Here is a 12,556-nt window from a genome sequence, read left to right as displayed (position 1 = left end):
GAAATCTTCTCGCAAGATGGATATGTCGTCCTCTTTGATCCGGTATCGGTAGGTTAGTGGGTGTGGGATATACGCTCACACGGGTCGCTGCTCGGCTTCCTCCGCAACATCGGCGTCGTCGGCACGACCGGGCGCGTGCTCATCCAGACCGTGACGGGCCCTGACGGCGTGGAGCGCCACGTCGTCCAGGTGCCCGGCATGAGACCCGGACGGCCCGACAACGACTCCCCGCAGGATCTGCTCGGCGCCTTCAGCAGCGCCGTGCTCGACAGCGGGCCCTACAGCCGCGCGCTGGTCAAGGCCATCGACGACGCCGGCATCCCGCAGGGGGCCGAGGTCGCCCTGATCGGGCACAGCGCCGGCGGGGCGGCGATCATGAACCTGGCGCAGGACCCGGCGTTCTGCGCCCGTTACGCCGTCACCCACGCCGTCGCCATCGGATCACCGGTCGACTTCAAGCGGCCCGCCGACCCGCGCACCTGGGTCGCCAGCGTCACCAACCAGCACGACATCATCCCCACCCTCGACGGACAGGGCGCGGGCGGCTGCTTCGACCTGCACCCCGGCTGGTACGTGGTCGACTACTCCGACGCGACCCACCTGTTCCCGATCTGCCACAGCATCGAGCACTACACCGCCAACATCGCGAACGACCTGCCCGAGGCCCGCGACCGCATCGACGACGCCCTCACGCCGTACCGGGGGCCGGTCACCCGCTCGCGGGCCTACCTGCTGTTCGACCACGTGCCCCACCCCGAGGGCTTCCCGTTCCTCACCGTGCCCACCTACCGGGCCGCCACGCCGGGCGGAGCGCTCGAACTGCCCGTCCGGTGCGAGGACGGGGCCGCCCTCACGGCGTACTTCGCGGTGGACGCGCGCGCGGCGGCGGCCCTGCTGGAGGGGACGGGGCTCGGGCCCGCCGTCCAGGTCGCGGGACGTGCCCTCGTCGCCGTCCACGCGTCGTCGAACCGGCGCACCAGCCTGGGGGCCTACCGCGAGGTCGCCCTCGGGATCGTCGTGCACGATCCGTGGCGTCCCCCGTCGCCGAGGGTATGGCCAGATCTGGTCAGGAGCGCGCGTCACCGGCGCTCCGGAATCTGGCTGGCCGGCTCCCTGGTCGACACCGAGGCCGTGTCCTCGGTGTCTCCGGAGGTCTGGGGGTACGAGCCGTCCCTCGCCCGCCTCGACTTCGAGCTGACCGCGAGGTCCCTGCGCGTCGCGGCGAGCGGTCCGGACGGCCGGATCCTGACCTTCGGGGGACGGCTCGGCCCGGGAATCCCGGCCGGAGCCCCGGACCTGGTCGGCTATTCGCGCCACGACGGCGCCACGCTGCGGTCGTGCGTCGAGACCAGGGGCCGGGGGCGGGCGCATCCCGCCCCACGGGTCCGCCTGGTCACCGGGCCGGCCGATCACCCCATGGTCCGGCACCTGCGGGCACTGGGCCTCGACGGCGCCCGCCCGTTGCTGTGCCTGTCCACCCTCGCCCACCAGACGCTGCGGGGCGCCGCCGTCCCGGTGCGCGTCACCTGACCAAAGGAGCCTCCCGGATGCCCGCCGTTCCCGAAGCGATCGCCCTCCATGCCGGGGTGCTGCGGTCCGACGCCCTCGTGCTCGCCGACTGCGCCGAGCGTCTGCGCGACATCGGGGCCCGGCTGGACGCCGAGGGCGCCGCGCCGCAGTGGCTCAGGGACACCGTGAACGCCCACATCGCCGCCTGCCTGCGGGCCTCTACCGATCTGGACGAGGCGGCGACGCGCCTGGGCGTCTACGCCGACCGGGCCCGCCGCTGACGCTCAGTGCCGGACGAGGGTGTTGTGGAAGGACCTGATCAGCCACTGGCCCGATTGCTTGACGGCGATGCTGGTGTTCCACGAGAGGGTGTTCGGGTGGCAGGTCCTCTCCGAACCGAAGAACACGCACCCCTTGCGGATGATGAAGGCCGTCGAGGGGGACAGCAGGTGGATCTTCTCTTCGAGGGTGTGGATGCGGGAGTTCTTGAGCTGGTTGCCGAGGTAACGCTGGAACTTGGTTCCTATCTCGTTCCGCGTGCGCAGGTGGTCGCCCGTGACGTTCACGAAGTCGGCGTCGGTGGTGTACGTCGCGGCGTAGGCCATCCCGTTCCCGTGGGCCCAGGCGTCGGCCTGCCGCTGCCAGAGCCGCGCCAGGGCGGCGAGTTCGGTGTCGTAGGGACCCGTCCCCGAGACCTCGGAGCCGGCTTGCGCCGAGAGCGCGCGGCTCACCGGCGTCACGGCCTGGGTCGGTGTGGCGGCGGCGGTCAGCGCCATGCCGAGCCCACCCGCGAGAGCCAGGTGGATCGTTCTCCTCGCGTATCGATGAATGCCCATCTCTGCCCCGTTCGAAGATGATCACGAACAAACGTGGAAGCGTTTCCCCTGTTAACCGGGCCGGGTGGCGGGTCGCCGGTCAGCGCCCGGAGAAGAAGTTCCTGAACGATGGGAGCGGCGCGCTCTGCTGCCGCATGAGGGTGTTGTGGAAGGACGTGACCATCCATCGGCCCGCGTGCTTGACGGCGAGGCTGGTGTTGATCGATCGCGTGTCCGGGCGGCAGGCCGTCTCGGCGCCGTACAGCACGCAGTCCTTCCGGAGGATGAGCGCCGTCGTGGGGGACAAGAAACGCACCTCTTCCTCCATTCGGAGGATATGGGTGTTCTTGAGCTGATTATTAAAGTAGTACTGGATTTTCGTGGCGATGGAGTCGCGGCTATGGAGATGCTCGCCCCTGATGTTGATGAGGTCGGCATCGGTGGTGTAAATCCTCGCATAGGCGCCGGCGTCCCCCCGGGCCCAGGCGTCCGCCTGCTGCTCCCAGATACGGCGCAGGGCGGTGAGGTCGGTGTCGGCATGGTCTTTCCGCGGCACCTGTGAAACGGCCGGTGCCGCCGCGCCCACGGTCGGCGTCGTGACGTCCGGCGGCGTCGCGGCGCCGGTCAGCGCCATCCCGAGGCCGCCGATGATCGCCAGGCGGATACTTCTCCCCTTGCATCGATGAATGTCCATCCATGCCCCCGTTCGAAGTTCACCGTGCGCAAACCTATAAGCGGTTCACCTTCCTTAACGGGCGTCGTCCTGTGAGTCCTCTACCGGTATTCCCCTAAGTGTCCGATTTAGCACATCAGGATGGATTTGCACTACGGCTCGGGAGGATACGGCGCGCCGTATCCCCGGCGAGATCATCTCCAGCGAGCCTCCGCCGCCGAGGGTGGGGCACCCGCGACAATGGCGGCAAGGGGGGAAGACCTATGCACATAGCTGTACTTGGGATGGGTCACATGGGCCGCGCGGTGGCCGGCCGGCTGCTCACACAGGGGTATGACGTCGCGGTCTGGAACCGTACGCCCGGCAGGACCGCCGAGGTGGTCGGTGCCGGAGCGGTCGAGGCGTCCTCGCCGGCGGAGGCCGCGCGCGGGTCGGAGGCGGTGCTGATGTCGCTGACCGACGACCGCGCCGTCCTCGACGTCATGGAGCGGCTGACCGGGCTCGGCTCCGATGCCGAGGGGCCGCTCGTGGTCGACTTGAGCACCGTCTCCCCGGAGACCTCCCGCAGGCTCCGGGACATGGTCCCCGGGCAGCGGTTCCTGGCCGCGCCCATCATCGGAGCGCCGAAGACCGTGTTCGCGAACCTGGCCTCCAGCCTGGTGGGCGGCGACCGGCGCCTCGCCGACCGGCTGGAGCCGATCTGGTCGCGGGTCTTCTCCGTCCACTGGTACTGCGGTGAGGACCCCGGGAGCGCGTCGGCCTTCAAGCTGCTCAACAACTTCCTGCTGATGTCCGGAGTCGCCGCCGTCGCCGAGGTCGTGGCCGCGGCCGAGGCCGCCGCGCTGGACATGAAGCTACTGCGCGAGGTCCTCTACCAGTGGCCCACCATGCCCCCCGCCATCGTCAACCGGGTCGACGACATCATCGCCGGTGGCCACAAGGGGTGGTTCCCCACGCGGCTCGGCGCCAAGGACGTACGGCTGCTCAACGAGGTGGCGGAGTCGAACGGGCTCACGCTGCCCATCGCGCGCCTGGTCGAGCGACGCTACGAGGAGGCGGGCGAGCGCGGCTGGCGCGAGGCCGACATCGCCGCCGTCGTGGAGGTGATCCGCGCGGAACGCCGCCCCGACCCGGGCGTGACACAGGGAGCGCCGGGCCGGGCATGAACGCGAAGAGCGGTACCCGGTCATGACCGGGGACACCACCACCGGGCCGGTGACGGCGCTGGTCACCGGCGGAAACCAGGGGATCGGGCGCGAGATCGTCGCGCAGCTCGCGGAGCGGGGCATGACCGTGCTGCTCGCCGCCAGGGACGCGCGTCGCGGCGAGGAGGCGGCGGCCGCCCTCCGGTCCGCCGCCGCCGACGTGCGGGCGATCCAGCTCGACGTCACCGACCGCGCGTCGGTCACGGCGGCCGCGCGGTACGTCGGCGACCACTTCGGCGTGCTCGACGTCCTGGTCAACAATGCCGGGATCCTGGGCGACCTCCCCGGGCAGGATCCCGGCAGCGCCGAGCTGGACGTCGTCAGGGAGGTGTTCGAGACCAACGTCTTCGGCGTCATCAGCGTGACCACCGCGATGATCCCTCTGCTGCTGCGTTCGTCGGCGGGACGCGTCGTCAACGTCACCAGCGGCCTCGGCTCGCTCACGCTGATGTCCGACCCCGGCGGTCACTTCACCCGCCGGCCCGCCTCGCTCGCGTACGTCCCGTCCAAGACCGCGCTCAACTCGGTGACCGTGCAGTACGCCAAGGGGCTTCGCGAGCACGGTGTCCTGGTCAACGCGGCGGACCCGGGCCCGTGCGCGACCGGTTTCACCAAGGCCGTCCCCGGCCTCACCCGCACCGCCGCCGAGGGGGCCGCGGTCGCGGTGCGGCTCGCCACCCTCGGCGCCGACGGCCCGACCGGCGGCTGCTTCGGCGACACGGGCCCGGTTCCGTGGTAGCGATCGAGGTCGCCACATGCGGGACCGTCACATGCGGGACCGCCCGTCCCGACGGGGAGGCGGGACGGGCGGCCGGGGGCTCAGGCCACTAGGGGGTGGCCTTGTCGGGACGCTCGGAGATGCGGATGGCGTTGACGATGGGATCGCCGACCCGCTCGGCGAAACGCACGTTGAGCTGGCCGTCGGTGACCTTCACCGTGTACTGCCGGTTGACGGCGGTGTACGTGCCGGCCTCCAGGGCCAGGTCCAGCGCGGGGATCGCGAGCTGGCCCTCGATGATGACGTCGAAGACCCGGCGGCCCTCACGCATGGCGCGGGTCTCGGCGAAGCCCAGCTCGACGGTGTAGGTGCCGTTGGGCACCTGGTCGAACCGGTACTCCAGCATCTTCTCGCGGGCGCGCTTGAACAGCTCCTGCTCGGTGGTGCCCGCGATCGGCTTGCTCGCCGTGCTCGTGCTCGTGCCGGTGCCCACGTAGCCGGAGCCGCCGGCGACGTACTTGCGGTCGGCGGACCAGCGGTCGCCGGCGGCGTCCAGGAGGTCCTTGGTGGCGCCCACGTCGATGGCCACCTGGTGCTTGGGCACCACGACCGTCACGAGGACCTCGATCTGCGGGTTCCGGCCGCTCGACGAGCGCACCAGCAGCTTGCCGGAGCGTACGGTGCCCGGCTGGACGCCCGCGCTGGAGGCGGTGACCTTCAGCGTCACCGACTTGCCCGGGGCGAGATCGCCGCCGGCGGGCGTCACGGCCAGCCAGCTCTGGGCGGGATCGGTCACGACGGTGTAGGCCGTGGCGGCGCCGAGGTTGGACAGCACGACCGTGCCCGACCTGGTGGACGCGGCGGGCATGACCAGGGTCACCTCGCCGACCGAGGCCGTCACGCGGCCGGTGGCCAGGGCGGTGTCGACCCGGGTCACGGCCCCGGCGGTGATGGTGACCTCCTGGCTGAAGGTCCCGTAGTCGGCCTTGGAGACCTCGACGCGGTAGTCGCCCACGAGGACCTGCCCGAGGAACGTGCCGTCGTCCCCGGTGGTGTAGGTGGCCACGTCGCCGACCTTCACCGTCGCGCCCGGCACCGGCCTGCCGTCGTTGGCGTCGGTGACCGTGCCCCTCAGCAACCCGTGCCGGCTCGCGGCGAAGGTCAGGCTCTGGCCCTCGACCAGCGCGGCGCTGTTGAAGGAGTACTGCAGCGCGTCGGTGCCGCCCGCGCTCTCGATGCCGATCGTGGCGCTGTTCCCGGCGGCTCGCTCGTTGGTGATGCCGCGATAGCGGAACCCGATCGAGCCGTCCTCGCCGAGCAGCGCCGAGAACGAGACGCGCAGGCCGGCGTCGGAGTAGAACCGGGCGTCACGCCACTCGATGACGAACGTCCGCTTCGGCGCGGTGCCGACGGTGGCGGTGTAGACGCCGGACCGGTCGTCCAGCACCAGGTCGTCCCAGTAGGGGTAGAGCGCCGCGTTGGGCGCGGTGGTGGAGGGCAGGGACCCGTTGGTCGCCGTGGTGCTGCTCGCGGCGAAGCTGACGAACCCGTTACTGCTGATCCAGCCGCCGGTGTAGGCGCTGCCGTAGAAGGGGAAGGCGAACGGCAGCGTGATCTGCTGGGCCGCGTCGTCACCGGTGAGCGCCTGCTTGACGGTGCCCGCGACGAAGGTCTCGGAGGCCGCCGTGCAGGTGTACCCGAAGGTGTCGGCGCGGCGCGGCAGCGCGATGTCCTTGGTCAGGTCGCCGTTCACCGTGATCGGCACGGTGAGGCCGCCCGCGCATCGAGACAGCGGGGTGGTCCTCAGATCGTAGGAGCCGTTCGGCAGGGTGAGCCGGTACCGGCCCGTGGCGTCGGTGACCCCGCTGACCGGGGTGCCGACCGCGGTCACCGTGGCGCCCACCTCGGGGGCGCCCCCGGCGGTGACCGTTCCCGACACCGTGCCCGAGGCCTGTGGCGTCAGCGTCACGTCCTCGGTGGCCGTCTGGTCGGCCACGATGGTGACGCTCGCGGTGGCGTCGCCGTACCCGAACTTCTCGGCGGTGAGCTCGTAGTCACCCTCCAGCAGGCGGGGCAGCGCGTACGTCCCGTCCTGGGCGGTGGTGATCGTACGGCTCAGCGGCCCGGTGACGGTGACGGTCGCCCCGGCCACCGGCGAGCCACCGGCGGTGACCGTGCCCGTGAGCCCGCCGAGCGCCCCGGTGGGAGCGGCCTGGACCGCCGCGAAGGCGTCGAGCCGGCCCTCGCCCCAGATGTTGTTGTCCGCGGCGGTGCCGCCGCAGCGGGTGTCGTCGACGTCGATCGCGGTGCGGTCGAGCAGCGCCCTGGTGCCGGCGATGTCGCCCTGCAGGGCGGGGGAGGCCGACCACATCAGCGCCACGGTGGCCGCCAGGTGCGGGCTGGCCATCGAGGTGCCGGAGAAGCTGTCGTACCCGCCGGGGATGGACGAGCGGACGTCCACGCCGGGCGCCGCGATGTTGGGCTTGATCTCGCCGCTCTCGCCGGAGCCGCGGGTGGAGAAGCTCGCGATGGCGTTGTTGACGTCGAACGCGCCCGCGCTGTAGCTGGAGATGTACTGGCCGGGCGAGCCGCTGGAGTTGCAGCCCGCGCCCGTGACGTTGCCGTTGGCGAAGGCGGGGAAGATGCCCGCCGCGACCCACGCCTCGACGATCTCCTTGTACCAGGGGTCGAAGCCCGCCCCGCCCCAGGAGTTGTTGACGATGTCGGGCGCCAGGTCGGGGCGCGGGTTGTGGCCGTTCAGGTCGGTGGGGGCGAGCATCCACTGACCGGCGGCGAGCAGCGAGGCGTCGGTGCAACTGTTCGTCTCGCACCCCTTGGCGGCGATCCACTTGGCGCCGGGAGCCACCCCGATGGTGTTGGCGCCGCCGTCGCCGCCCACCATGGTGCCCATGGTGTGGGTGCCGTGGTCGTTGTTGTCGCACGGCGCGGCGCTCGGGCACACCCCCGCCGGGTCGAACCAGTTGTAGTTGTGATCGAGGGTCCCGTCGGGGTTCCTGCCGCGATACTGGGCGGCCAGCGCGGGGTGGTCGAACTGCACGCCGCTGTCAATGCTCGCCACGACGATGCCCTCACCGCGGACGCCGAGCTCGTTCCACACCCGTGGGGCGTTGACGCGGTCGATGTTCCACTCGGTTCCCTGGATCTTCGCCACGGCCTTGCCCGGTAGCGGCTCGGGCAGCTTGGTGACGTGGGTGGGTTCGATGCCCTCCACCTCGGGCAGCTTCGCGATTTCGGAGGCGAGCTTGGCGTCGCCGGTCACCTGGACGGCGTTGGCGATCCAGAACGGGGTGAACTCGGCACGCTGGGCGGTGAGGAGCGCGCGGAGGCCCGCCTGCGACGAGGCGGCCAGCTCGGTCTTGGCGCGGTAGACCTGCTCGGCCTTCTCGGTCTTGGTCTTGGCCCGGCGGGCCGCGCTGAGGTCGGCGTCGCTCTTCAGGCGGACCCAGAAGGTGGCCTTGTCGTCCGCCGCGAGCTTCGCGAGGACGGTTTTGTCGATCTTGTCGGGGTCGGGTGCGGCCTGGGCCACGCCCTGGGGGAGCAAGAGGGCGAGGGCCGTGAGCGTCCCGGCCAGGACCGCTCGCCAGCGTCGGGGGGCGATGGACACACGATCTCCTTCACGCCGGGCGGGGGTGTCCCGCCGGGGAAAGTGACGTGGGCTATAGGTGATCTTTACAGCCCACGTGGAGAATCGTGAATGGATCTTGTCGTCTTTTCAAGGACTTGACTCGCATAAAAAATGATTTGTCACAAAAATTAACCCGAAAGGGAGATCTACTCCGGGCCGTACGAGGAAGGCCCCGCCAGCGCGGGGAAGCCGGTCAGAACCCCTGGGCGAGGCGGTAGTACGCCTGGTTCCAGCGCAGCTCCTGGGAGAACCGGCGGGAGGTGGTGTCGGCGTCGATGAGGACCAGCTCGACGCCGAGCATGTCGGCGAGGTCGGTCAGCTCCTCGGCGCCGACCGCGGCGGACAGCACGGTGTGGTGCGGAGCCCCGGCCGTCAGCCAGGACTCGGCCGAGACCCGCAGGCTGGGGCGGGGCTTCCAGACGGCGCGGGCGACCGGCAGGCGCGGCAGCGGCTCGGCGGGGCCGACCACGTCGATCTCGTTGGCCACCAGCCGGAACCGTTCGCCCATGTCGGCCAGGCCCACCACGATCGCGGGCCCGGGGCGGGCGTCGAACACCAGCCGCACGGGGTCCTCGCGACCGCCGATGCTCAGCGGGTGGATCTCGCACGACGGCGTGCCCGAGGCGATGCTCGGGCAGACCTCCAGCATGTGCGCGCCGAGGATGACCTCCTCGCCCGGCGTCAGGTGGTAGGTGTAGTCCTCCATGAAGGAGGTGCCGCCTTCGAGCCCCGCCGACATGACCTTCAGGGTGCGCAGCAGCACCGAGGTCTTCCAGTCGCCCTCGCCGCCGAACCCGTAGCCGTCGGCCATCAGCCGCTGGACGGCCAGCCCAGGAAGCTGCCGCAGCCCGCCGAGGTCCTCGAAGTTGGTGGTGAACGCCTTGAAGCCTCCGTCCGCGAGGAAGCGGCGCAGGCCCAGCTCGATGCGCGCCGCGTACCGCAGCGACTCGTGCCGCTCCCCGCCCGCCCGCAGCGCGGGGGCGACGAGGTAGCCGTCCTCGTACTCCTTGACCAGAGTGGTCACCTCCGCGTCGGAGGCCGCGGCGACCGCGTCGACCAGGTCGTTGACGCCGTAGGTGTTCACCGAGACGCCGAACCGCAGCTGCGCCTCGACCTTGTCGCCCTCGGTGACCGCCACGTCGCGCATGTTGTCGCCGAACCTGGCCAGCTTGAGCGAGCCGACCTCGGCCCGTCCCGCCGCGGCCCGCGCCCAGGCGGCGACGCGCGCCACCACCGCGGGGTCGCTCACGTGCCCGGCCACGGTCTTGCGCGGCACGCCGAGCCTCGACTGGATGTAGCCGAACTCGCGGTCGCCGTGGGCGGCCTGGTTGAGGTTCATGAAGTCCATGTCGATGGAGCTCCACGGCAGTTCCCTGTTGGCCTGGGTGTGCAGGTGCAGCAGGGGCCTGCGCAGCGCGTCCAGGCCGGCGATCCACATCTTGGCCGGTGAGAAGGTGTGCATCCACGCGATCAGGCCGCCGCAGTCCTCGTCGGCGTTGGCCGCCAGGCACACCTTGCGGATGGCCGCCGCGTCGGTGAGCACCGGCTTCCAGACCACCTCGAAGGGCAGGGCCCGGTCCAGGGCCCCGGCGATCTCCCGGGACTGGCCGGCCACCTGCCGCAACGTGTCCTCGCCGTACAGGCCCTGGCTGCCGGTCAGGAACCAAAGCTTCACAGGTGACTCCTCTGTCCATAGACGTTCTGGTAGCGGTCGTGCAAACGGTCGACGTCGGCGGGCGCGATCGGCAGCGGCTCGCCGAGCTGCCGCGCCACGTGCACGGTGCGCGCGACGTCCTCGCACATCACGGCGGCCTTGACGGCGGCCTTCGGCGAGTCGCCGATGGTGAAGACGCCGTGGTTCCGCATGAGCACGGCAGGGGAGCGGTGGCCCTCCAGCGTGCTCACGATGCCCTTGCCGATGTCGTCGCCGCCGATCAGGGCGAACGGCCCGACGGGGATCTCGCCGCCGAACTCGTCGGCCATCGCGGTGAGCACGCAGGGGATCGCCTCACCGCGCGCGGCCCACGCCGAGGCGTACGTGGAGTGGGTGTGCACCACGCCGTTCACCTCCGGCAGGTGGCGGTAGGCGTAGGCGTGCGCCGCGGTGTCGCTGGAGGGCGAGAAGCCGCCGTCCACGAGGGTGCCGTCGAGGTCGCACACGACCATCGCCTCGGGGGTCAGGTCGTCGTAGGAGACCCCGCTCGGCTTGATGACGAACAGGTCGCCGCCGGGCGCCCGTCCGGAGACGTTGCCCGCGGTCCAGGCGACGAGGCCGTAGCGCACCAGCTCGGCGTGCAGCCGGCAGACCGTCTCCCTCAGCTCTTCCAGCATCATGCCCTGGCCTCGTCCCTGATCGCGCGGAGCCGGTGCAGGAGCTCCCCGTCGGCGAAGTGGTCGTGCAGCAGGCGGTACTCGGCGTACAGCCGGTCGTAGGCGCCGGCCCGCTCGGGGTCCGGCACGTACGCGGCCGTCGTGCGCTTACCCATCGCGGCGGCCGCCGTCGTGATGTCGTCGTGGGCCCCGGCGGCGACGGCGGCGTGGATCGCCGAGCCGAGTGCGGGCCCCTGCTCGGAGCCGATGACCGACAGCGGGCGGCGCAGCACGTCGGCGTAGAGCTGCATGAGGAAGGGGTTTCGGAGCAGCCCGCCCGCGACGACGAACTCCTCCACGGGCACCCCCGAGGTCTCGAACGTCTCCACGATGACGCGGGCGCCGAACGCGGTGGCCTCGATGAGCGCGCGGTAGACATCCTCCGGCCTGGTGGCGAGCGTCTGGCCGACGATCACGCCGGAGAGGTTGTGGTCCACCAGCACCGAGCGGTTGCCGTTGTGCCAGTCGAGCGCGACCAGGCCGTGGGCGCCCACCTTCTGCGCGGAGGCCAGCGAGGTCAGGTACTCGTGGACGGTCAGGCCGAGCCCGGCGGCCCGCTCGGTGTAGGAGGCGGGCACCGAGGTCTCGGCGAACCAGGCGAAGATGTCGCCCACGCCCGACTGGCCCGCCTCGTAGCCCCACAGGCCCGGGACGATCCCGTCGCGCACCACCCCGCACATGCCCGGCACCTCCGCCAGCCGGTCGGAGGACATGACGTGGCAGGTGGAGGTGCCCATGATGGCGACCATCTGGCCCGGCCGCACCGCGTCGGCGGCGGCGGCGGTGACGTGCGCGTCGACGTTGCCGACCGCCACCGCGATGCCTTCGGGGAGGCCGGTCCACCCCGCCGCCCCGGCGGTCAGCCGCCCGGCCAGGCCGCCGAGCGGGGACAACTCGTGCCCGAGCTTGGCGGTGAACCCGGCGAACCCCGGGTCCAGCGCGGCCAGGAACTCCTCGGAGGGGTAGCCGCCGTCCTGGTGGATGCCCTTGTATCCGGCGGTGCAGACGTTGCGGGTCTCCACTCCGGTGAGCTGCCAGACGATCCAGTCGGCCGCCTCGATCCACCGCTCCGCCAGGTGGTAGACCTCGATGTCCTCCTCGAAGACCTGCAGGCCCTTGGCGAACTCCCACTCGGAGGAGATCCTGCCGCCGTAGCGCGGCAGCCAGGGCTCACCGCGTTCGGCGGCCAGGGCGTTGATCCGGTCGGCGTGGGGCTGGGCGGCGTGGTGCTTCCACAGCTTGGGCCAGGCGTGCGGGCGGCCGGGCAGCAGCTCGCACAGCGGTGTGCCGTCGGCGGTGGCGGGCAGCACGGTGCACGCGGTGAAGTCGGTGCCGATGCCGACGACCCGCCAGGCGGGCACTCCGGCGGCGGCCAGGGCCTCGGGCACGGCGGTGCGGAGCACGTCGACCCAGTCCCGCGGCGACTGCAACGCCCAGTCGGGGCCGAGGCGCGCCTCACCGCCGGGCAGGGTGTCCTCCATGACCCGGTGGGTGTACTCGTGGACGGCGCCGCCCAGCTCGGCGCTCGATGGCAGCTGGAGCGGCGACGAGGTGTGGGTGAACTTCACCTCGTACGTGCAGCCACCATCGGTCTACCGGTATGACTACGCGGCCGACCGC

10 protein-coding genes are annotated in these 12,556 nt (G+C 71.3%); 4 read left to right on the top strand and 6 right to left on the bottom strand.

What is annotated here, in order from left to right:
• Window positions 1-60: 60 nt before the first annotated feature.
• Together AB0B89_RS30150 and AB0B89_RS30145 are read left to right on the top strand one after the other, a co-directional pair.
• Window positions 61-1,530 carry a hypothetical protein gene (locus tag AB0B89_RS30150; protein WP_358559573.1) on the top strand — a complete coding sequence of 490 codons (1,470 nt, stop codon included), beginning with the start codon at window positions 61-63 and terminating at the stop codon, window positions 1,528-1,530.
• A 17-nt stretch (window positions 1,531-1,547) separates the two neighbouring features.
• A complete protein-coding gene (locus AB0B89_RS30145; protein ID WP_358559571.1) occupies window positions 1,548-1,790 on the top strand; it encodes a hypothetical protein in 243 nt (80 codons plus the stop codon).
• 3 nt (window positions 1,791-1,793) lie between these two features.
• Here the strand turns inward: AB0B89_RS30145 and AB0B89_RS30140 are convergent, their stop codons facing one another.
• Together AB0B89_RS30140 and AB0B89_RS30135 are read right to left on the bottom strand one after the other, a co-directional pair.
• Window positions 1,794-2,345, bottom strand: a complete 552-nt coding sequence (locus AB0B89_RS30140; protein ID WP_358559569.1) for an SgcJ/EcaC family oxidoreductase — start codon at window positions 2,343-2,345, stop codon at window positions 1,794-1,796.
• Window positions 2,346-2,424: 79 nt separating this feature from the next.
• Entirely contained in the window at window positions 2,425-2,958 is a 534-nt protein-coding gene (locus AB0B89_RS30135) for an SgcJ/EcaC family oxidoreductase (protein ID WP_358559567.1), read from the bottom strand.
• A 158-nt stretch (window positions 2,959-3,116) separates the two neighbouring features.
• On the opposite strand from AB0B89_RS30135, the gene AB0B89_RS30130 reads away from it, so the two are divergent.
• Window positions 3,117-4,163: an NAD(P)-dependent oxidoreductase gene (locus tag AB0B89_RS30130; RefSeq protein ID WP_358559565.1), complete on the top strand. Its 1,047-nt coding sequence runs from the start codon at window positions 3,117-3,119 to the stop codon at window positions 4,161-4,163.
• A gap of 22 nt (window positions 4,164-4,185) precedes the next feature.
• On the top strand, window positions 4,186-4,941 hold the full coding sequence (locus AB0B89_RS30125) for an SDR family NAD(P)-dependent oxidoreductase (RefSeq protein ID WP_358559563.1): 756 nt from the start codon (window positions 4,186-4,188) through the stop codon (window positions 4,939-4,941).
• Window positions 4,942-5,029: 88 nt separating this feature from the next.
• Here the strand turns inward: AB0B89_RS30125 and AB0B89_RS30120 are convergent, their stop codons facing one another.
• The 4 genes from AB0B89_RS30120 to araB all read right to left on the bottom strand — a co-directional run bounded on the left by AB0B89_RS30120 (window position 5,030) and on the right by araB (window position 12,504).
• Window positions 5,030-8,545: a S8 family serine peptidase gene (locus AB0B89_RS30120; RefSeq protein ID WP_358559561.1), complete on the bottom strand. Its 3,516-nt coding sequence runs from the start codon at window positions 8,543-8,545 to the stop codon at window positions 5,030-5,032.
• Between the two features lie 214 nt (window positions 8,546-8,759).
• A complete protein-coding gene (araA, locus tag AB0B89_RS30115; protein WP_358559559.1) occupies window positions 8,760-10,241 on the bottom strand; it encodes an L-arabinose isomerase in 1,482 nt (493 codons plus the stop codon).
• Window positions 10,238-10,900 carry an L-ribulose-5-phosphate 4-epimerase gene (locus tag AB0B89_RS30110; protein ID WP_358559558.1) on the bottom strand — a complete coding sequence of 221 codons (663 nt, stop codon included), beginning with the start codon at window positions 10,898-10,900 and terminating at the stop codon, window positions 10,238-10,240. The genes araA and AB0B89_RS30110 overlap by 4 nt, the downstream gene beginning before the upstream one ends.
• Window positions 10,897-12,504, bottom strand: a complete 1,608-nt coding sequence (gene araB / locus AB0B89_RS30105) for a ribulokinase (RefSeq protein WP_358559556.1) — start codon at window positions 12,502-12,504, stop codon at window positions 10,897-10,899. The genes AB0B89_RS30110 and araB overlap by 4 nt, the downstream gene beginning before the upstream one ends.
• Window positions 12,505-12,556 lie beyond the last annotated feature (52 nt).

This window comes from Sphaerisporangium sp. NPDC049002, assembly GCF_040649355.1.
In the GTDB taxonomy this organism is placed as follows: domain Bacteria; phylum Actinomycetota; class Actinomycetes; order Streptosporangiales; family Streptosporangiaceae; genus Sphaerisporangium.
This window is presented reverse-complemented; position numbering and strand designations above follow the sequence as displayed.